Raw genomic sequence first — 22,491 nt, 5'->3', positions numbered from 1 at the left:
GTGAGAAACGCTGCTTTTTTTGTTTTGTAACGGGTGATTTTATGAGACCCCCCGCTCCAGCGTGCCAATCGATGCCAACAACTGTGCTAACTTGTTAAGCTGTGCCATCCGGTCTTTGGCCAGTGCCATAAACGCGGTTTTTTCTTTTCCTTCCAGTGACTTGGCTTCAGGTAATTGTACCGTCCGTGGGTTTTTGTGAACGCCGTTTACCAAAAACTCATAATGCAGGTGAGGGCCGGTTACACGTCCTGTTCCTCCGAGGGTACCGATGGTTTGTCCCTGTTTTACCCGCTGTCCTGTTTTCACTTTGCGCTTGGTCAAATGCAGGTACTTGGTAATGTAAGTTGAGCTGTGGCGGATAAACACATAATGGCCGTTAAATTTGTTGTAGGCCGATTTCATCACAATACCGTCACCAGCAGCCCAAATAGGTGTACCTACCGGAGCCACATAGTCAGTACCACGGTGTGCCCTTACCCTGCCTGTGACTGGGTGCAGGCGACGTGGATTGAAGTTTGAACTCACGTAACGGAAATTGACGGGCGAGCGCAGGAAGGCTTTTCTCATCGCACGCCCTTTCTCGTCATAGTACTTTCCGTTTTCAGCGCGGATCGCGGTGAAGGTTTCTCCCTGGTTGGTGAAAGTGGCAGCCAATATGTTGCCACGGCCGATTAACTCACCTTCTACCAGCTGCTCTTCGAACAACACGGAAAACTTGTCACCTTGGCGGATATCAAGGGCAAAGTCGATGTCCCAGCCAAAGATGCCAGCCAACTCCATGATTTGGTTGGCATTGAGCCCGGCGCTGACGCCAGCATTCCAAAAGCTGGAGGTGATAGTGGCAGAGGCGAAGTTTACCTGGGTATCAATTTGTATTGATTCCGTTTTGGAAAAGAACTTGTCACCGATGCGGGTCACAATCAGCTTTTCGTTGGCACTTTTAGGCTGTACCAATTGAGTGAACAGGCCGTTTTCATCGAACCCTAAATGGATTTCGTCACCCACCTTCAAAGACGCTAAAGACTGGGTGTTTTTATCACTGTTGATCAGGCGGTAAAGGGTTGTTGGGCTGATCCCAACACGGTTAAAGATGACCGCCAGACTATCCCCGGTCTGCACTTTGAATTTGTGCCATTCCAGCGGCGCAAAAGCGGTCACCGGCTGTTGCTCGCTTTCGGGCGGCAGTAATGACAGGGTATCTAAGGGGATCGGGTATTGTTTACCTACTTCAAACCTGGCTTCCGGGTGTGGAACCGGTGTTTCTGAGGGGAGCAAAATCAGCAGTACTATAAAAGCACTGATCGCCATAATCGAGACTTGGTGTAGTCTGGGTAGCGCAACAATATGTTTAACAGGCATTAAAAAAATAGTCGTTAAGAAAATGGATTGTGTTGGGATGTGCCAATTCCCTTTAAAAATAGATATGGCGTAGTCATCCCTTTTGCTTCTATATCCTGAAACGTCAGGGAGTTCTGATATATCAAGTCTAACTGGTTTCAAAAACCATCGCTATTCAAGTAGTATGTCTGCTTACGAAAAAATGCCGATTCTGTGGGAGCGTTAAAATATGGCAAGCATTGAAGCCGCGCTGGCTGAAATTAAGCGTGGTGTTGAGGAGTTGATTCCTGAAGAGGAACTGATTGCAAAACTGAAAGAAAACCGACCTCTTCGTATCAAGTTGGGCGCGGATCCAACTGCACCGGACATTCACCTGGGTCACACTGTGATCATGAATAAACTGCGTGCTTTCCAGGAGCTGGGCCATGAAGTGATTTTCCTGATCGGCGATTATACCGCGATGGTGGGTGATCCAAGTGGTAAGAACACAACACGTCCACCGCTGACCCGCGAACAGGTTCTGGCAAATGCTGAAACCTATAAAGAGCAGATCTTCAAGATTCTGGACCCGAATAAAACCCGCGTCGAGTTTAACTCAAGCTGGCTGGGTGAACTGGGTACAGATGGCATGATCCGTCTGGCAGCAAGCTCAACCGTTGCTCGTATGCTTGAACGCGATGACTTTAAAAAGCGTTACAGCAACAACCAACCTATCGCGATCCACGAGTTCATTTATCCGCTCCTGCAAGGTTATGACTCTGTCGCGCTGGAAGCGGATGTTGAGCTTGGCGGTACCGACCAGAAATTCAACCTGCTGATGGGCCGTGAATTGCAAAAGCAAAACGGTCAGCCACAACAGGTAGTGATCACCATGCCTCTGCTGGTGGGTCTGGATGGCGTGAAGAAGATGTCGAAATCGGCGAACAACTATATCGGTATCAGTGACGCGCCAAATGAAATGTTCGGCAAAATTATGTCGATTTCTGACGATCTGATGTGGAACTACTACGAACTGCTGTCTTTCCGTCCACTGGAAGAGATTGAAGGTCTGAAACAAGAGATCGCCAATGGCCGTAACCCACGTGACGTGAAGATCTTGCTGGCAAAAGAAATCATTGCACGCTTCCACTCTGAAGCTGATGCTGACGCCGCAGAAGCTGACTTTATCAACCGTTTCCAGAAAGGCGCGATGCCTGACGAAATGCCAGAGTTCTCTTTTGCACAGGGTGTGGCAATCGCCAACCTGTTAAAAGATGCTGATCTGGTAGGCTCGACGTCTGACGCCATGCGTATGATCCGCCAGGGTGCGGTGAAAATCGACGGTGAGAAAGTGGATGACACCAAGCTTATACCGGCAGCAGGTACAGCGGTTTACCAAGTTGGTAAGCGTAAATTTGCCCGTATCACGCTGGCATAATCCCCAAAAAGGCGCCGATTTGGCGCCTTTTTTCTCTCTTCCCTTTATCTCCCTCTTCAAGCTGTTAAAGCAAATAGTCGTTACGGCTTTCGAGGGAATCGGTCAGGTATTCGATGAATTCCCATTCCATACCATCGCTATCGGGAAAATAAGCCCGCTTGCGGGCAGGGTGGGTTTTATCAAAAGAGACTTTCTGATAGCCGGCTTCACGTAGACGATTTGCTGCTTTTTCTGCATCTGCCACCACAAAACCGATGTGATTGACGCCAAGCTGGCGGTAAGGGATACGCTCGACCGCTTTGTTGATCACCACTTCCTGCAGGGCAATGTAAGAGGTGTCAGTACCTAGGTGGCACCAACCGTGATCGTCACTATAACCTTTCCCCCGGACGACAAACTCAGGCATGGCGGTTTGTAAAAACTGGATCGCATTGTCCAGATTGGTGACGGTGATGTTGGCGTGTTCGACATAACTGTTCATAGGGTACTCCCGATTGATATTTGTGAGATAAGTAAAGTTATTTGTTTACATAGTGGTTGAAGAGTTACTTAAGTAAACAAAAGGCTTTACTTAAAAAGCTGAAGGTATGATGGGATTTGGTAATCTGGAAGCAGTGTTGGCTTTTTAGTGAAACGGTGTGAGAAATTTGATGTGAGGATGAAAAGCGCACCAGTCGATGCGCCTAAACGTCAGTAGTGGTTTATTTGCCCGAGCTGAAGACGGGTAAAGAGAGGTGCCAGCGAATAGCCGCGAGGCGGATAAGCAGTGTGGTGATCATTCCGGCGACGGAAGCAAGCTCAATATCAATATTGGCCGTCAGCATCAAAGTATGCATTATGCCACCCGCAATACAGGCAGTCGCATACACTTCGGTACGGAAGATCATTGGAATTTCACGGGCAAGGACATCACGGATAATACCGCCACCGCACCCGGTGACGACCCCCATAATGACGGCGACCATTGGGGAGGCGCCATAACTCAGCGCCTTATCGACGCCAATAGCAACAAAAACCGCCAGACCAATGGCATCTGCCACCGGCAGGACGTACCAGGGAAGACGGCGGGGCTGTCGGATCAATAACATGGAAAGGGCACAGGTCGCGAGTATCACCCACAGGTATTGCGGTTGGTTGACCCAAAATACCGGCGTGGCCCCCAGTGCCATATCGCGGATAGTGCCACCGCCAATCGCCGTTACCATAGCCAGCACGACCATGCCGAAGGGATCCATCCGCAGTTTACTGGCTAGCAATATGCCTGATATCGCGAAAACAACCGTGCCAAACATGTCCAAGATATATAGAAGCATAATGCGCAATTTTATCCATAAAAAACACAGGGCAGCGCGATTCTACGTGAAAGTCGCAGCCTTACCATCCACCGTTTGGAAGCGGTGTCATTAATCGTGAGCGGGATCGTTTCTCACTTTATCCAAGGCGGCGCAGATCTGCTTCACTGCCTTCAGTGCACGTGGGGTGGGTCGGTTTAACCAGTCTCCGGTCACTGCGAAAATGGCGTTGTTTTTCACTGCAGGAATAAACGCTTGCCATTTTTGCCAGCTTTCCAGCGGCTTGGCTCTGTCAGCGGGATAGAAAATGGCTTTAGGTTTTCTTACCACAATCTGCTCCATGCCCACTTGTGGGTAGGGGGCGGCGCTGTCAGCAAAAATATTCTCTCCCCCGCACAGGCTAAACAGCGGCTGCGGCCAGTGCTCGCCGTTATTGGTTAATATCGGGGTCACACTGAGCTGGTAGAAATAAGGCACTTTGCTTTTTCCCTGCTGACTGGCTTCAATGCTCGCAAGTTCCTGCCTCACAGCATCAGCACGGGCTTTGGCAAGCGCCGGGTTGTCTGACCACGCGCCCAGCTTCTCTATGTTGTCCGCGGCATCATAAAGGGAGTGCGGATTGGAATAGAACACCTTGATGCCGAGCTTTTCCAGCTTGGCGAGCTCCTTATCCGGATTGCCTCCTTTCCAGGCAAGCACCAGATCCGGTTTCAGCGTTACTACCCGCTCTATATTAATTCCGCGATAGTTAGCTACCTGCTCCAGTTTCAGCGCTTCAGGCGGGTAGTCACTGTGTGCGCTGACTGCGATCAGGTTGTCGCCAAGACCTGCTTCGAAGGCAAGCTCTGTGGTATGCGGAGAAAGGCTGATCACCCGAAGTGGGGCAGCAGACGCCAATGCGGGCAGCAAAAGGAGCAGGAAAAAAAATCGGAACATCATAATAATCCGTGGGCAAACCACATCAGAAAACTTTGGATCACAATCCAGAGCAGGGCTTTTTGCCTTAGCGTCTGGTTCAACAGGGCGAGATGAAGGGAGGAAGGGCTGATTTCCCCACCGATACTTGGGCGGACGCATTTTTCATCGTCATAAATCGCCGGTCCTCCAAGGGCAAGCTGAAATTTGGCGCCGGATGCAGCGAGCAGCCAACCGGCCCCGTTTACTGACCAGTTTTGTCCCTGCTCCCGAATGGCGGTAAGTGCAGGCTGGAAGCGGTGCCCGGCAGCGATCAGTAAGGCAAAAAGCCTGGCAGGTAGCCAGTCCAGCATACTGAGCATGGCAGACGTCGGCAGGCCAAACTGTGTGTATTCCTGCTTTCTTGGTGGCCAGGTACGGGCAAGCTGGGCAACCAGGGCATAAAGAAATGCCCCAATGCCGCCTGCCACCGCATACCAGAACAGGATACCAATCAAGCCTCTTACATACCCGACCAGCAGGGTTTCACAGCCAGCTTTGGCAATGCCAACCGGGGAGAGTGAATAGGTTTGCCGGTTAAGGGCGGTCGCGAGTAGGGTTCGGGCCTGTGGTTTTTCGTCACGGGACAGGGCGCGCTCTACTTCTAGTGCCAGATTGGTTACCGGTTTCCAGCCAAGTGCCAGCCACAGCAGCAACAATTGAAACAGCCAGTCTACCCAGACCAGTTGTTTTAAGGCAACCAGCAACACCGCAACCGTCAGCCACATGATGGCGAGTGATAATGCACCGGCGAGCCGCTGCTGCTCGGGGGTGTCTTCGGCATGGTTGACTTTGTCGGAGATGGCATCTGCCACGCGGCGCCACAGGGTGAGGGGGCTGATATCGCTGGGGACAGGAAAAAACCAGTGCAAAAGAAGGGCTCCCCACATCGCCAGCAAGGTGGTGTGTGCCAGTAAGGCATCCAGTGGTGTGAGGAGCTCTTTCATTACATTATGCGTTCAGCAGGTCGACCATCTTCTCCACCATGGCGCTTGAACTTTTCGCTGCCAGCGGCAGGAACTCGTCAAACGTCATCGGTGATTCTTTATCGGCCACATCAGAAATGGCACGGACAACCACAAACGGTACCTTGAACTGGTGACAGGTCTGGGCAATCGCTGCCGCTTCCATTTCAACTGCAATCACTGACGGGAAGTGTTCACGGATGTAGTTCTGGCGCTCTGCGGTGCAGACAAACGCATCGCCTGTGCAGATAAGGCCTCGGACGGCATGTGGCGCAGGGTCCATCGCCGCCAGCGCCTGCTCTGCCACGTCCATCAGTTTTGCATCAGAGGTAAATGTTGCTGGCTGGCCTGCCATCTGGCCCATGGTGTAACCAAACGCGGTCACGTCTGCATCGTGGTAGGCGACATCGGTAGAAATGACCACATCACCTAGGTTCAGGCTGCTGTCAAAACCGCCGGCAGAGCCAGTATTGATCACGGCGGTTGGCTTGAAGCGTTCAAGCAGAATGGAGGTGCCCACTGCTGCGGCGACTTTCCCAATGCCTGATTGCAGTAGCACCACATTCACGCCATTGAGATCACCCGTATAGAATTTACTGCCACCGATTTCCTGGAGTTGGCAGTTGTTCATTTTGTTTTTCAGCAGGGTTACTTCCTGCTCCATGGCACCGATAATACCGATTTTCATCTCGTCGCTCTTAAAGAATTAGGGAATAGTCAGAGTGTATCACGGGCAAAAAATGGGGCGAAAAAAAAGTGCCTTTGCAGGCACTTTTCTGTCGGCTTGGAGGCCGCTTAGACTTCAAGGTAATCGAGGATACCTTCCGCCGCTTTGCGGCCTTCATCAATGGCGGTGACCACCAGATCGGATCCGCGTACCGCATCACCACCTGCGAAAATTTTTCTGTTGGTGGTCTGGTAGGCGTACTCTGATTGCGCCGGCGCTTTGATGCGTCCCCATGGGTCGAGCTCAACGCCAAACGGTTCCAGCCATGCCATTTTGTGAGGCTGGAAACCGAACGCCATGATCACCGCATCGGCTGGCAGGACATGTTCACTGCCTTCGATGGGCTGTGGACGGCGGCGACCGGCTTCATCTGGCTCACCCAGTGCTGTTTTCACCACCTTGACGCCGCTGACTTTACCGCTGCTATCCACTTCTATGCCAAGGGGCTGTAGGTTGAACATAAAGTTCACCCCTTCCTCACGCGCGTTTTTCACTTCGCGGCGGCTGCCCGGCATGTTGGCTTCGTCGCGGCGGTAAGCACAAACGACGTGCTTGGCGTTCTGGCGGATAGAGGTGCGGACACAATCCATGGCGGTGTCACCACCACCCAGAACAACCACCTTCTTACCTGCCATGTCGATGTATTCCGGCGGGTTTTCCTTCAAATCCATCACCCGGTAGGTGTTGGCGATTAAAAAGGGCAGGGCATCAAACACACCCGGCGCATCTTCATTTTCCAAGCCTGCACGCATGGACTGGTAGGTGCCGACACCGAGGAATACCGCATCGTATTCATCAACCAAAGACTGCAATTCGACATCTTTACCCACTTCGGTATTGAGCCTGAACTCGACCCCCATTTCGGTAAACACGCGCTGGCGGTTGCGCATCACCTCCTTTTCCAGTTTGAAGGAAGGGATACCGAAGGTAAGCAGGCCGCCGATTTCCGGGTAGCGGTCAAACACCACTGGTTTGACGCCGTTGCGCACCAAGATGTCTGCACAGGCAAGCCCGGCAGGGCCCGCACCGATGATAGCGACTTTCTTGTCGGTCCAGGTGACGCCTGACATATCCGGCTTCCAGCCCATCTCGAATGCTTTGTCGGTGATGTATTTTTCCACATTACCAATGGTTACCGCACCAAAGTCTTCATTCAGGGTACAGGAGCCTTCACAGAGCCTGTCCTGCGGGCAGACCCGGCCACACACTTCCGGCAAGCTGTTGGTCTGGTGAGACAGTTCAACGGCCTCCAGAATGCGTCCTTCCTGTGCAAGCTTCAGCCACTGTGGGATGTAGTTGTGTACCGGGCACTTCCACTCACAGTAGGGATTACCGCAATCGAGGCAGCGGTCAGCCTGTGCAGAAGCCTGCTTGTGGGTGAACGGTTCGTAGATTTCCACGAACTGGTTTTTACGCGTTTTGATCGGCTTTTTTCGCGGATCAATACGCTGCACATCAATAAATTGGTATACGTTCTGGCTCATAGGGTCTTCCGTTACTGTGCCTGGACACGCAGCTCTGCTGCGCTCCGGCTTTGGTGACCCAGCAGGGAACGCACGTCCGCCGCTTTTGGTTTCACCAGGTAGAATTTACAGATCCATTGTTCAAAGTCGGCGAGGATCTCCTGCGCTCGGCACGAGCCTGTCAGCTCTAAATGTTGATCAATCAGACCACGGAGGTGTTCCTGATGAATCGGCAGCTTGTCGAGTGACAAAGCCTCCACCAGTTCTGGGTTGACGCGGCCGGCAAAATCGCCCGCTTCGTCGAGGACATAGGCAAAACCACCGGTCATGCCGGCACCAAAGTTAACCCCGGTGCGACCAAGGATCGCCACAATACCGCCTGTCATATATTCACAGGCGTTATCGCCCGCGCCTTCGACCACGGCCTGTGCTCCGGAGTTACGTACTGCAAAACGCTCACCGGCCTTACCGGCCGCAAACAGCTTGCCGCCTGTTGCGCCATACAGACAGGTGTTACCAATAATGGTGGACTCTTCAGGTTTGAAGGCTGACCCCACCGGCGGTTTGATCACGATATTACCGCCGGCCATACCCTTCCCGACATAGTCGTTAGCATCTCCGGTCAGGGTCAGGTTCACGCCGCCTGCGTTCCACACGCCAAACGACTGGCCAGCAGTACCTTGCAGGTGAATATCAAGTGGCGACGCCACCATGCCCTGGTTGCCATAGCGTTTGGCGATTGCTCCTGAAAGTGATGCGCCCACAGAGCGATCCGTGTTGCGGATGTCGAGGTAGCAGCTTGCAGGGCTGCGCGTTTCAATGGCGCTTTCAAAGGTCTCCAACAGTTTCCGGTTAAGCTCCGCTTTATCAAACGGTGCATTCGGCTCGCTCCAGTAAACAGTTTTCCCCGGTTTGGGCTGCGGGCTTTCCAGAATGCCTGAGAGGTCAAGTTTTAGCTGCTTGGCCGTGAAACCTTCCACCGCTTCCAGCAAATCGGTGCGGCCTATCAGGTCGGTGAGTTTTTCAACGCCAAGCTGTGACATCAATTCACGCACTTCCTCGGCGAGGCCTTTGAAAAAGTTCATCACCTGCTCTGGCAACCCTTTGAAATATTCGCGGCGCAGGGTGTCATCCTGGGTGGCAACACCGGTGGCGCAGTTATTCAGGTGGCAGATACGCAGGTATTTACAGCCCAGCGCGACCATAGGCGCGGTGCCGAAACCAAAGCTTTCTGCACCCAGAATAGTGGCTTTAATGATATCGAGGCCGGTTTTCAGGCCGCCATCCACTTGCAGGCGGATCTTGTGGCGAAGGCCATTAGTCACCAGCGCCTGCTGGGTTTCCGCCAAGCCAAGCTCCCAGGGGCTACCGGCATATTTCACCGATGTCAGCGGGCTTGCGCCTGTACCGCCGTCATAACCTGAAATGGTGATAAGATCTGCATATGCTTTGGCGACACCGACGGCGATAGTGCCTACCCCCGGCTCGGACACCAGCTTCACTGAAACCAACGCCTCCGGATTGACCTGCTTCAAATCGAAAATCAGCTGCGCCAAATCTTCAATGGAGTAGATGTCGTGATGTGGCGGCGGTGAAATCAGGGTTACGCCCTGCACCGAGTGGCGAAGACGCGCGATTTCTGCCGTGACTTTATGGCCTGGCAGCTGACCGCCTTCACCCGGTTTCGCGCCCTGTGCTACCTTGATTTGCAGCACATCAGCGTTGGTCAGGTAGTGCGGAGTGACACCAAAACGTCCTGAAGCAATCTGTTTGATGCGCGAGTTACGCTCGGTATTGAAACGGCGTGGGTCTTCGCCGCCTTCACCGGAGTTGGAGTTACCACCAAGGCGGTTCATCGCAATCGCCAGCGCTTCGTGCGCTTCGGGGCTCAGGGCACCGATTGACATAGCCGCAGAGTCAAAACGTTTGAAGAGCTCCGTCGCCGCTTCTACTTTCTCAAGAGAAATAGGCTTATCGGCGAATTTCAGCTTCATCAGGTCGCGCAGTGACGAGACCGGGCGTTTGTTTACGGTGTCAGCATAGGTTTTATAGTCCATCGCTTCGCCGGAGCGAACCGCTGATTGCAGGGTGCTGACCACATCCGGGTTGTAGGCATGGTATTCGCCGCCATGGACATATTTTAGCAACCCTCCATGTTCGACAGGTTTGCGCTTTAGCCATGCACGACGGGCAAGATTGACAAGATCTTGCTGGAAATCATCAAAATCTGCACCCTGGATCCGGCTTGCCACGCCTTTAAAACAGAGGTCGACAACCTTGTCGCTCAGGCCGACCGCTTCAAAAAGCTGGGCACAGCGGTAAGAGGCAATGGTCGAGATGCCCATTTTGGACATGATCTTGAACAAGCCTTTGTTGATCCCGTTGCGGAAATTCAGCATGGCATCGGGCATCGATTGCTGGATGACGCCTTTTTCCACCATCTTAGCAATGGATTCGTACGCCAGATATGGATAAACCGCCGTGGCACCGAAGCCAAGCAGTACCGCAAACTGGTGCGGATCCCGGGCGGATGCGGTTTCTACTACAATGTTGGCATCACAGCGAAGCTGGGCATCGACCAGACGTTTCTGCACAGCACCGACGGCCATCGCTGCAGGAATGGGGAGCTTGCCTTTGGCGATACCACGGTCAGACAACACGACCAGCACGGTTCCGTCACGTACCACACGCTCAACCTGATCGCAGACATCTAAAATCGCCTGTTCGAGATGTTTATCGTCCGGATTGAAGTTGATGTCGATGATGCTGTTGCGGTAGTGCTCATCGTCCAGTTCCAGAAGCTGAACCATGTCGGAGTACAGCAATACCGGGCTCTTGAACGCGACGCGCTGCGCATGACCATCGGTTTCCGAGAACACGTTCATCTCGCGGCCAATACAGGTTGCCAGTGACATGACGTGATTTTCGCGCAGCGGATCGATAGGTGGGTTGGTGACCTGGGCAAATTTCTGGCGGAAATAATCAGCGACATGGCGCTCTTTTGATGAAAGTACCGCCATTGGGGTGTCATCTCCCATAGAACCTGTGGCTTCCTGCCCGATATCGCCCAGCACCCGCAGCACCTGATCCTGCTCTTCGTTGGAAATGCCGAACAGCTTTTGATAAACCAACAGCTCGTCATCATCCATGCTGCGTTGGCCAGCGTTGTCATCGGTCTTACGCTCTTCGAATGGTGTCAGCTGCTTCACGTTGTTTTCGAGCCACTGTTTGTAGGGGTGGCGGCATTTCAGTTCATTGTCGATATCTGCCGAATGCCACACTTCGCCTTCGAATGTGTCGATAACCAACAGTTCGCCTGGCCCGACACGGCCTTTTTCTGCCACTTCATCCGGGGCATAGTCCCAGATCCCGACTTCAGAGGCCAGGGTGATGAGTTTGTCTTTGGTCACCACATAGCGGGCAGGGCGCAGGCCGTTGCGGTCAAGATTACAGGCAGCATAGCGGCCATCTGACATTACGATGCCTGCAGGGCCATCCCACGGCTCCATGTGCATGGAGTTAAAGTCGTAAAAGGCGCGCAAGTCCGGATCCATGTCCGGATGGTTTTGCCAGGCGGGCGGTACCAGCATGCGCATCGCACGGAAGAGATCCATGCCACCGGCGAGAAACACTTCCAGCATGTTATCAAGGCTTGAGCTGTCAGAACCGGTTTCATTGACAAAAGGCGCTGCTGCTTTCAAATCGGGCAGCAGGGGTGAATTGAATTTGTAAGCACGGGCCCGCGCCCACTGACGGTTTCCTTCAATGGTGTTGATTTCGCCGTTGTGGGCAAGGTAGCGGAACGGCTGTGCCAGCGGCCATTTTGGTGTTGTATTGGTAGAAAAACGCTGGTGGAACAGACAGATAGATGCTTCCAGCCGCAGGTCTGCCAGATCCAGATAAAAGCGTGGCAGATCGGCCGGCATGCACAGACCTTTATAAACGATGGTGCGCGTTGACAGACTGGTGATGTAGAAATCGCTATCTTCAGCAAGTGTTTTCTCAGCGCGGCGACGGGCGATATAAAGACGGCGCTCCAAATCGCGTGCCCGCCAGCCGGCAGGGCCGTTGATAAACACCTGCTCGATATGCGGGACGCTGCTGGCGGCGATTTCGCCCAACACGTCCTCGTTAGTGGGGACTTCGCGCCAGCCCACAATAGACAGGGTTTCAGCGGCAATTTCCTTTTCAAACACCGCTTTGGCATGTTGCGCTTTCGCGGGGTCTTTACTGAGGAAAATCATCCCTACACCATAGAGTTTACTGAGGGTCCAGTTATTCTCTTCAGCGATGATTCGGAAAAAGTTATCGGGCTTTTGAAGTAATAAGCCGCACCCGTCACCGGTTTTCCCATCGGCGTTAATCGCGCCGCGATGGGTCATTCGGTCAAGTGCGGAAATCGCGGTCCGGACAAGCTTGTGGCTGGCTTCACCCTCGGTATGGGCAATAAGGCCAAAGCCGCAGTTGTCTTTCTCCAGCGTCGGATCATACAGCGACATTGAAATTCTCCCTTGCGACTGCCCCAGGCAGTGACTGCAGTTTTTCTTGCCTTCCTGGCACCCAATTATCCGTGTCCTCCTTCCTGGAAGTATGTTTTAGCGGAAAATCAGGTTCGAGTTAGCTCGGTTAATTTATACCGACCTTTCACGTTATCGGTTAATGGCGAAGAGGTCAAACTTTGTCATATTGCATTAACTTTGCAGACTAATAGGTATATATGTCGAAAACTCTGTCTGCATACAGCATTTTGTGGCGGTTCTTTTCACTCAGTCGCAAAGATTAATGGGGTTCTTCTGAAGGGTTATTTGAAAAAAGTTGTTAATTTTTGGTCGGTGAGGCTTTGATGTGAGTTCAAAGTGAAAAAAGCCAGCCGCAGAGGGCTGGCAAAACGGGAAGATCACACTTGTTATTGTTACGCGGAAAGCATCAGTGAATCTGCTTTGGCTTCAAGATTGGTGCTGCCCATCAAGTAAGCATCGATAGCGCGGGCACATTCGCGACCTTCGTTGATACAGCGTACTACCAGAGACTGACCGGTTCGCATATCACCGGCAGCGAATACTCCTTTCTGGTTGGTCTGGAAGTCCTGAGTAGCCACATTGCCACGGTCATCCAGTGCGACATCAAGCTGTGCCAACACGCCATGCGGTTCAGGATGCAGGAAGCCCATCGCCAGAAAAGCCAGATCGCAGGGGATGTCACGCTCAGAGCCCGGCACTTCTTCAAACGTTGGACGTTCGCCCGGCGCGGCATCTTTCCACACGATGTCAGCCATGCGCAGTGCTTTCACATTACCGTTATCGTCGCTGATAAATGCTTTGGTCAGGATATTCCAGTGACGCTCACAGCCTTCTTCGTGAGAGGTCGAGGTGCGCAGGAGCATCGGGTATTGCGGCCAGGGCATGTTGGCGGGGCGCTTCTCCGGTGGCATCGGCATGATTTCAACCTGGGTAATGCTGGCTGCACCGTGACGGTTGGAGGTACCGACACAGTCAGAGCCGGTATCACCACCACCAATCACCACCACATGTTTGCCTTTGGCATGGATCTCTTCAGTTTTCAGATCCATGTTGTTGGCACGGCGGTTATTCTGCCCCAGAAATTCCATCGCGAAATGAACGCCTTTCAGCTCACGGCCCGGGATAGGCAGGTCGCGTGGCACGGTAGAGCCGCCGGTGAGCAGCACCACATCGTAGTCCTGACGGATTTGCTGGGCGTTCACGTCGATCCCCACATGGGCATTGACTTTAAACTCGATACCCGCTTCAGCCATCAGGTTGATTTTACGGTCAATCACATCCATGCCGAGTTTGAAGTCCGGAATACCGAAGCGCAGCAGACCACCGACTTTTTCATCACGCTCAAACACGGTCACGGTATGCCCTGCGCTGTTGATCTGTTCGGCTGCCGCAAGACCGGCAGGGCCTGAACCGATGATCGCCACCTTTTTGCCCGTGCGGGAGGTGGGTGTTTTCGGCTTGGCATAGCCTTCACGGTATGCGGTTTCGACGATGGTTTTTTCAATATTACAGATAGTGATTGGATCCTGGTTGATCCCAAGGACACAGGCACTTTCACAGGGAGCCGGGCAAACCCGGCCTGTGAATTCCGGGAAGTTATTGGTCGAACTCAGGATGTTCCACGCTTCTTCCCAGTTATCGCGGTAAACTGCGTCGTTAAACTCAGGAATGATGTTCCCGATTGGACAGCCGTTGTGACAGAAAGGCACACCACAGTCCATGCAACGGGCCGATTGCTGGTTAATTTTCTCACCGAACTCGTCATTCAGCACAAACTCCTTGTTGTCCTGAATACGAACGGCAGGGTCCTTCTTGGCCGGCAGCTCGCGGCCAAATTCTAGAAATCCGGTTGGCTTACCCATTTACAGCCTCCACTTCTTCCTTGTTAGCGGCTTCTTCTTTGCGCTGTAGCAGCACAGCTTTGTAATCTCGCGGCATGACTTTGACAATGAACTTGAGGTTTTCCTCAAGATTTGCCAAAAACGTTTCCGCCACAGTACTGCCTGTTAACGCATGATGTTTGGTGATCATCGCTTTCAGCAAGGTAACGTCTTCTTCATCCAATGGATCCAGGTCGACCAGCTCAGGGTTGAGCTTGGACTCGAAGTCGTTGAACTGATCCCAGACGTATGCCACACCGCCACTCATACCGGCGGCAAAGTTTCGGCCCGTCTGACCCAGAACAATCGCAACACCACCGGTCATGTATTCACAGCCATGGTCACCGATGCCTTCAACCACCACTCTCGCGCCGGAGTTACGCACACAGAAACGCTCACCAGCCACGCCGCGGATGAAAGACTCGCCCGAAGTCGCGCCGTAGAAACAGACGTTACCGACAACAATGTTGTCTTCGGCGATGATGTCGCTCTTCGCATCTGGGTAAAGCACCAGCGTACCGCCGGACAGACCTTTACCCCAGTAGTCATTCGCATCACCTTCAACCGTGAACGTCACGCCTTTTGCGAGGAAGGCACCAAAGCTTTGACCGGCAGAGCCTTTGAACTTCACGCTCATTTCTGCCGGCAGACCTTGGTCTTTGTACACTTTCGAAATTTCGTTCGACAGCATGGTACCGGCGCTACGGTCGGTGTTGACAATCGCGAATTCAGCGTCGACCTTACGGCCCTCTTTGAGTGCGCTGGAAGCCGCTTCAATCAGACGGCGGTCAAGAACCGTTTCCAGACCGTGATTTTGCTCGCGCTGGCAATACATGGCATCGCCTTCGCGTGGCTCTTCTTTGTGAAGTACTACGTTAAGATCCAGATTCTGGTATTTCCAGTGACCGACATCAGAGCGCACTTTCAGGTGCTGTGACTGACCGACCATCTCGTTGATGGTGCGATACCCCAGCTCTGCCATGATTTCACGCAGACCTTCCACCATGTAGGTGAAGAAAGTCACAATGTCTTCCACGCGGCCGTCGAAACGCTCACGCAGGGTCTTGTTCTGCGTTGCGATACCGACCGGGCAGGTATTGAGATGACACTTACGCATCATGATACAGCCTTCAACCACCAGTGCTGCTGTTGCCACACCCCATTCCTCTGCACCCAGCAGGGTTGCGACAGCGAGGTCACGTGGAGTTTTCATCTGACCGTCTGACTGAACCACAATGCGGTTACGTAAGCCGTTTTTCAGCAGCGTCTGGTGCGTTTCTGCCAGACCCAGTTCCCATGGCAGACCCGCGTGCTTGATAGAAGACAGTGGTGATGCGCCAGTACCGCCGTCGAAGCCTGCAATCAAAACCACGTCGGCTTTTGCCTTGGCAACGCCGGAGGCGATAGTGCCGACACCCGCTTCAGAAACCAGCTTCACGTTAATACGTGCTTTGCGGTTGGCGTTTTTCAGGTCGTAGATAAGCTGCGCCAAATCCTCGATAGAGTAGATATCGTGGTGTGGCGGTGGCGAAATCAGGCCAACTCCCGGCGTGGAGTGACGGGTACGGCCAATCCAGTCATCGACTTTGTGACCGGGCAGCTGACCACCTTCACCTGGCTTTGCGCCCTGTGCCATCTTGATCTGAATTTCATCAGCATTGGTCAGGTAGTAAGACGTGACACCGAAACGGCCAGATGCCACCTGCTTGATGGCAGAGCGTTCCCAGTCGCCGTTTTCTTTTCTCTCGAAGCGTTCTGGGTCTTCACCGCCTTCACCAGAGTTTGATTTCGCGCCAATACGGTTCATGGCCACCGCCAGCGTAGAGTGCGCCTCGTAAGAGATAGAGCCAAAGCTCATTGCACCGGTTGCGAAGCGCTTCAGGATGCTTTCGACAGGCTCGACCTCTTCCAGAGGAATGCTGCCTGCCGGGTTTTTCACAAAGTCGAATTGGCTGCGCAGAGTCGCGGCGTTATCGCCTTGACTGTCTACTGCATGGCAGTATTCTTTAAACTGCTTTTTGTCCTTGTTGCGGGTGGAGTTTTGTAACAGATGGATAGTTTCAGGGTTGAACAGGTGTTTCTCACCACGCTGTTTCCACTGGTAAACACCACCGACATCCAGCATCTGAACCGGAATTTCACGCGTCGGGTAACCCAGACGGTGACGGATCAACACTTCTTTGGCGATGTCATCAATTGACAGACCCTGAATACGGGAAACCGTGCCGGTAAAGTATTTATCGACCACCGTTTTGCTGATACCCAGCGCTTCAAAGATCTGCGCACCGTGATAAGACTGCAGGGTAGAAATGCCCATTTTCGAGAAAATTTTCAGCAGGCCGGCGTTGATGGACTTGCGGTAGTTTTCAAACAGCGCGTCGACATCGGCTTCTGGATCCAGCTTCTTGGTGCGCTGTAAATCGACCAGCGTTTCGTAGACGAGGTACGGGTTAACAGCATTCGCACCGTAGCCAACGAGTGTGGCGAAGTGATGGGTTTCACGCGCGTCACCGGTTTCGATGACGATGTCGGCTTTTGCACGCAGGCCTTTGCGGATAAGGTGGTGGTGAACCGCACCGACGGCCAGCATTGCAGGGATAGCGGCGTGGTTCGAGTTCACGGCACGGTCGGTCAGCAGAATAATAGAGTAACCATCAACAACTGCATCTTCCGCGTACTGACAAATGCGCTTCAGCGCACGCTCCAGTTTGCCAGGCTCGCCACTGGCTCGGAACACGATATCCAGGGTTTTGGCCTGAAGATGATCGTTGTCGATCGCGCGCAGTTTTTCCAGCTCGCCGTTACTCAGAACCGGTGACTCCAGCTCAACCTTGCGGCAATGCTCCGGCGATTCGGCCAACAGATTCTGATCTTTACCCAGATAGGTTTTCAGCGACATCACCATGCGCTCACGGATTGGGTCGATGGGCGGGTTGGTGACTTGGGCAAACAGTTGCTTGAAATAGTTAGACAGGTGCTGCGACTGGTGCGAAAGCACTGCCAGTGGCCAGTCTGCCCCCATCGCGCCAAGCGGCTCTTTGCCGTCTTTGGCCATAGGCACAATAATTTCGTTCACTTCTTCTGAGGTGACGCCAAATGCCTGTTGGTGATGCAGCAGGCGATCAGGAGATGGTTGTTGGTGTTTGGAATCGGATTCCGGCAGCTTGTCCAGTTGCAGCAGGTTCTTTTCTACCCACTCCTGATAAGGCTGCGCAGAGGCGATCTCGTTTTTCACTTCTTCATCAGAAATGATGCGGCCCTGCTCAAGGTCAGCAATGAAGATACGACCGGGTTGCAGGCGGCCACGGAACTGGATGTTTTCCGGCTCGATGTCTACGACGCCGGATTCCGATGCCATGATGAGGTAATCATCTTTGGTCACGGTGTAGCGGCTGGGACGCAAGCCGTTGCGGTCAAGGGTTGCACCGACTTTCACGCCATCGGTGAAACAGACAGACGCTGGGCCGTCCCAGGGTTCCATAATATTGGCATGGTACTGGTAGAACGCGCGCAGTTTCGGATCCAGCTTGGCATTTTCCTGCCAGGCTTCCGGTATCATCATCATCAGTACATGTGGCAGGCTGCGGCCGCTGAGCACCAGAAGTTCCAGCGCCATATCAAAGTTTGCGGAGTCTGAAGCCCCTTCCTGACAAACCGGCAACAGCATCTTCAGCTCCTGCTCAGAAAACAGTTTGGATTCAAGCAGGGCTTCACGTGCCTTCATCCAGTTCAGGTTGCCACGTACGGTGTTAATTTCGCCGTTGTGGGCGATATAACGGAAAGGCTGGGCTAGACGCCAGCGTGGGAAAGTGTTGGTTGAGAAACGTGAGTGAACCAGCGCCAGCGCTGTGACCATTGATGGGTTTTGCAGGTCAAGGAAGTATTGTGGCACTTGCTCTGTGGTTAATTGGCCTTTATAGACCAGTGTCTTGGCAGAGAATGAATTGATGTAGAAATCGTCGCCGATATTGGAAACGCTTTCCAGACATACGCGGACAGTGTAGTTGCGCAGTACAAACAGTTTGCGCTCAAGTTCGTCAAGGGACAGGTGGTCACCACCGGTCACAAACGCATGTTCAAACTGTGGCTCAGTGCTGAGCGGGTCTGCACCGATCATGGAATTGTCAGTTGGCAATACACGGTAGCCAATCACTTCCAGATCCAGGCGTTTGGCATTGCGCTCGAAGATATCACGGCATTGATGGCGCTTGTTCTCGTCTTTCGGGAACAGCATGACGCCGACACCGTATTTGTCTGCTGATGGCAGCTGAATACCCAGTTTGCGGGTTTCTTCGAGTAAAAATTCGTGGGGTTTTTGTAAAAGAATACCGGCACCGTCACCACTGCATGGGTCGCAGCCTTGTCCGCCACGGTGCTCCATGCGTGCCAGCATATCAAGTGCCTGGCTCACAATCGCGTGGGACTTTCTGTTCTTCAGGTGGGCGATGAAGCCGATACCACAGGCGTCGTGTTCCATTTCGGGCACATAAAGCCCCTCTGTGCGTAGCACTGAATCAGTCATGTTTACGTCCTTCCAGTTGACACAAATGCCTGGGAGGCATTTGTCTTCCCTTGTTGTACCTGTTGCGGGCACAACTGAGCGGTCGCCAAGTTTAAATCAACAAAAATGTATGTATTCGCGGCAACCAAACCCGGTTGCTGTTTAACAACAGCGACCCTCTCTATCTTTGCAATCCTATGCAAAAATGCTGCGCTTTCTTTTATTGGCCAGATAACGCACTAAAAAAGAGGCTTATATAGCAAATATTATTGCTCACAATTTAGGCGAAGCTGTTGCTATCCTACATATTCGGAAAATTAATTACCATAAAAAGTTAACGTTAACGGCATGGTAGTTAAGTCTAAAAGGATTTGTTTCGCGATTATTTTGAATAGAAATGCAAATATTGGTGTTTGTGGTGAATGAGGAGAAAATCCTTCGTAGACAACAGGTTTGTCGCGGTGAAAGAAATGTAATTTATTTTCAGTGGGGTGATAAAAACTTAAACCAACATTGATTTGGGCGAGGTTTTCACTGCGGGTTTGATGCTAATATTGCGCGCCTTTTTCTTTTACCCAGAACTTCAGGCGGTCGGTGATGGAACTTCATCAATTGGTGAATACCTTTGGTCAGGATCTACAACGCAGGTATGGCGAAAAAGTACACAAACTGACATTGCATGGCGGTTTTAGTTGTCCAAACCGGGATGGCACACTGGGACGGGGAGGCTGTACCTTTTGCAATGTGGCGTCGTTTGCAGATGAGAGTGCCCAACAGCTTTCGGTGACCTCCCAGCTGATGCAACGGGCCTCAGAGGTGAACCGGGCCAGACGCTATCTGGCATATTTTCAGGCTTACACCAGCACCTACGCGGAAGTGGAAAAGCTGCGCATCATGTATGAAGATGCGTTGAAACATGCAGATATCGTCGGCCTTTGTGTCGGCACCCGTCCGGATTGTGTGCCGGATACCGTGCTTGAACTGCTGGCGGGATATCAGCAACAAAGCTACGAAATCTGGTTGGAACTGGGACTTCAGACCGCCAATGATAAAACCCTGCAACGCATCAACCGTGGGCATGACTTTGCCTGTTATGATGCTATCACCCGAAAAGCCCGAGCGTTAGGGCTGAACGTCTGCACCCACCTTATTGTCGGCCTGCCGGGCGATACCAAGGCTGATCACATTACTACTATTGAGCGTGTGATTGAGACCGGCACGGATGGTATCAAACTTCACCCACTGCATATTGTCGAAGGCTCTGTCATGGCGAAAGCATGGCGGGCTGGGAGGCTAGACGCGATGTCGCTGGAAGCGTACGTAGACAGCGCGTCAGAAATGATCATCCGGACACCGGCAGAGGTGGTTTACCATCGTGTGTCAGCCAATGCCCGAAAGCCGACACTGCTTGCACCAGAGTGGTGTGAAAACCGTTGGCTGGCAATGACCGCAATCGCAAAGGCACTGAACGAGAAAGGACCACAAGGTAGTCTGACTGAGCGTTGTTTTTATTTCCATCAATAATGTGACTCACGTTTGATACCTCGAAAAATCAATGAGGTCTGTTCGTTTTCTTTCATAACCGTGTGGCAAGATGAAGCGTGATGTTTATACAAAAAATGATTGCTTCTTCAAGGATGTCGGGCAAAAGGTGGAAGGATGAATGAGTGGTTACCAATCGCAGCATTGTTGCTTTTGGTAGGGTTTCTGTTGGGGATGGTTTGGGTGTTTCATCGCCGTGTCATATCGATGAAAACCTGGCAGCTTTACTTATCGAACCTTCATTCCCCCAAGGCGATAATCAACCACAGTGACGGCAGTATTCTGTATGCTAACAGAAGCTTTGTACGTCTGTTTAATGTCGATGTACAAGGTTCACGTTACCGTATCCGTGGCAATCGCGAAAAGGAAACCATTGGTGCCTTGCTAGCTTCCCGCCAATGGCCACACCCATTTGTTGAAATGACAGCAGACTTCCGAGCGGTGTCTGATCACCGTACCCCACGGCATGCACGTTTTTCCGGTTTGCCAGTCTGGTCGAGTGGCAAGCGGGTCTGGATTGTGTCGCTGGAGCCAAAGTCTGAAGCGGTTTATAGCGAGCCCTTTGCCAATAACGACAGCCAGATCTTTCGCAGCGTGATTAACTCGCTGGCCGAGCTTGTCTGTTTTCAGGATAAAGAGGGCCGGATCGTCGGGACAAACCTTGCCTATGACCGCTTCTGGAAAGGCCGAGAGCAGGAAGGGCTGATTTTTTCTGCCGATGAACATGCCCGTGGCAGGCGCACCCAACAAAGCTGGACCACCAACCCTAATGGCGACAGTTGCCTGCTGGAAACCAATCAAACGGTTTTGCTGGATGATGAGAGTGAGGTTTTCGGTACCCTCAGTATCAGCCATGATGTGACTAACTGGCACATGATGCGTCAGTCGCTCGAACAGGAGATTAAAGCGCGCCAGGATGTTGAGCAACAACTGAAAAAGCACAGCAATGTACTGACCTCGATTTTTAAAGCCAGCGTGGATCCTATCGGTATCTATAACAAGGATTATGAGTTTTTGGGCGGCAATGCTGCGTTTGCCGAAGCCATGGGGGTGCCCCATGATGATTTGGAGGGGGAGCTTGCCGATGATCTGATGGAGCCGGAAGTACTGGCACAACACAAGAAGACTGATTTACCGGTGTTGGAAAAGGGTGACACCATCAAATACGAAGATTTGGTGATGAAGCGAGACGGGTCCATGGTGTGGTACGAGCTGACCAAAACCCAGTTCAGCGATTCCACGGACGATACTATCGGGGTTTTGGTCATCGCCCGCGATGTGACAGAGCGTAAGGCAACACAGCAACAATTGGCTGATGCGATCATGGAGCTGGAAGAGCTCAGTTTCGTTGATGGTCTGACTAAGGTGGCAAACCGCCGTAGTTTTGATGAACAACTGGTTAAAATGTGGCACGCCCATATCCGTGAGAAAGAGCCCCTTTCCTTAATCTTCTGCGACATTGACTATTTCAAGCCTTACAACGACAACTATGGGCATCAAAAGGGGGATGAAGCATTGAGACAGGTTGCAGATGTGTTCCAACGCGTGACCCGCCGTCCCTTGGATGCAGTGGCCCGCTATGGTGGTGAAGAGTTTGCTATTCTGCTGCCGAATACTACCGAAGAGGGTGTATTGGTGGTTGCGCAGAATATTGCGGAAGAATTGCAAAAGGCGGCTATTCCACACGCGTTTTCAAAGGTGGCTGACCGGATTACTCTCAGCCAGGGTATTGCCACCTTGCGTCCGGTAGCGGGCCAGGATTACGGCGATCTGGTGTCACTGGCGGATCAGGCACTCTATTGCGCGAAAAATGCAGGGCGGAATCAGATAGTATCGGGTGGAGCCCTCATCGAAGCATAAAAGGCAGGCATCGGGTGGCGGTGTCGAAATAC

At 52.5% G+C, this 22,491-nt stretch carries 13 protein-coding genes; 3 read left to right on the top strand and 10 right to left on the bottom strand.

Features of this window, described 5'->3' with window-relative positions:
- Window positions 1-39: 39 nt before the first annotated feature.
- Entirely contained in the window at window positions 40-1,359 is a 1,320-nt protein-coding gene (gene shyC / locus AC6IB1_RS14255; protein ID WP_497567208.1) for a peptidoglycan DD-endopeptidase ShyC, read from the bottom strand.
- A 208-nt stretch (window positions 1,360-1,567) separates the two neighbouring features.
- On the opposite strand from shyC, the gene tyrS reads away from it, so the two are divergent.
- Window positions 1,568-2,755 carry a tyrosine--tRNA ligase gene (tyrS, locus tag AC6IB1_RS14250; protein ID WP_497567207.1) on the top strand — a complete coding sequence of 396 codons (1,188 nt, stop codon included), beginning with the start codon at window positions 1,568-1,570 and terminating at the stop codon, window positions 2,753-2,755.
- 64 nt (window positions 2,756-2,819) lie between these two features.
- Here tyrS and AC6IB1_RS14245 read toward each other — a convergent pair whose 3' ends face one another.
- The 9 genes from AC6IB1_RS14245 to gltB (AC6IB1_RS14205) all read right to left on the bottom strand — a co-directional run bounded on the left by AC6IB1_RS14245 (window position 2,820) and on the right by gltB (AC6IB1_RS14205) (window position 19,078).
- Window positions 2,820-3,236: a VOC family protein gene (locus AC6IB1_RS14245; protein WP_497567206.1), complete on the bottom strand. Its 417-nt coding sequence runs from the start codon at window positions 3,234-3,236 to the stop codon at window positions 2,820-2,822.
- Window positions 3,237-3,456: 220 nt separating this feature from the next.
- A complete protein-coding gene (locus AC6IB1_RS14240) occupies window positions 3,457-4,068 on the bottom strand; it encodes a TRIC cation channel family protein (RefSeq protein ID WP_497567205.1) in 612 nt (203 codons plus the stop codon).
- Window positions 4,069-4,158: 90 nt separating this feature from the next.
- Window positions 4,159-4,983 (bottom strand): vitamin B12 ABC transporter substrate-binding protein BtuF, encoded by an 825-nt coding sequence (gene btuF / locus AC6IB1_RS14235; RefSeq protein WP_497569145.1) that lies wholly within the window; start codon window positions 4,981-4,983, stop codon window positions 4,159-4,161.
- The gene (locus tag AC6IB1_RS14230) at window positions 4,983-5,948 is read right to left on the bottom strand and encodes a cobalamin biosynthesis family protein (protein WP_497567204.1); all 966 of its coding nucleotides are present in this window, start codon (window positions 5,946-5,948) and stop codon (window positions 4,983-4,985) included. Before AC6IB1_RS14230 ends, btuF begins: the two co-directional genes overlap by 1 nt.
- 4 nt (window positions 5,949-5,952) lie before the next feature.
- On the bottom strand, window positions 5,953-6,654 hold the full coding sequence (gene mtnN / locus AC6IB1_RS14225; protein WP_497567203.1) for a 5'-methylthioadenosine/S-adenosylhomocysteine nucleosidase: 702 nt from the start codon (window positions 6,652-6,654) through the stop codon (window positions 5,953-5,955).
- A gap of 107 nt (window positions 6,655-6,761) precedes the next feature.
- Window positions 6,762-8,177: a glutamate synthase small subunit GltD family protein gene (locus AC6IB1_RS14220; protein WP_497567202.1), complete on the bottom strand. Its 1,416-nt coding sequence runs from the start codon at window positions 8,175-8,177 to the stop codon at window positions 6,762-6,764.
- Window positions 8,178-8,188: 11 nt separating this feature from the next.
- Window positions 8,189-12,655 carry a glutamate synthase large subunit gene (gene gltB / locus AC6IB1_RS14215; RefSeq protein WP_497567201.1) on the bottom strand — a complete coding sequence of 1,489 codons (4,467 nt, stop codon included), beginning with the start codon at window positions 12,653-12,655 and terminating at the stop codon, window positions 8,189-8,191.
- Between the two features lie 413 nt (window positions 12,656-13,068).
- Window positions 13,069-14,538, bottom strand: a complete 1,470-nt coding sequence (locus AC6IB1_RS14210) for a glutamate synthase subunit beta (RefSeq protein ID WP_497567200.1) — start codon at window positions 14,536-14,538, stop codon at window positions 13,069-13,071.
- A complete protein-coding gene (gene gltB, locus AC6IB1_RS14205) occupies window positions 14,531-19,078 on the bottom strand; it encodes a glutamate synthase large subunit (RefSeq protein ID WP_497567199.1) in 4,548 nt (1,515 codons plus the stop codon). Before gltB (AC6IB1_RS14205) ends, AC6IB1_RS14210 begins: the two co-directional genes overlap by 8 nt.
- 576 nt (window positions 19,079-19,654) lie before the next feature.
- Here gltB (AC6IB1_RS14205) and mnmL point away from each other — a divergent pair.
- Window positions 19,655-20,581 (top strand): tRNA modification radical SAM protein MnmL/YtqA, encoded by a 927-nt coding sequence (gene mnmL / locus AC6IB1_RS14200; protein ID WP_497567198.1) that lies wholly within the window; start codon window positions 19,655-19,657, stop codon window positions 20,579-20,581.
- 135 nt (window positions 20,582-20,716) lie between these two features.
- Complete coding sequence (locus AC6IB1_RS14195) at window positions 20,717-22,459, top strand: sensor domain-containing diguanylate cyclase (protein WP_497567197.1); 1,743 nt, start codon at window positions 20,717-20,719, stop codon at window positions 22,457-22,459.
- Window positions 22,460-22,491 lie beyond the last annotated feature (32 nt).

The organism is Grimontia sp. THUN1695 (genome assembly GCF_059704325.2).
This window is presented reverse-complemented; position numbering and strand designations above follow the sequence as displayed.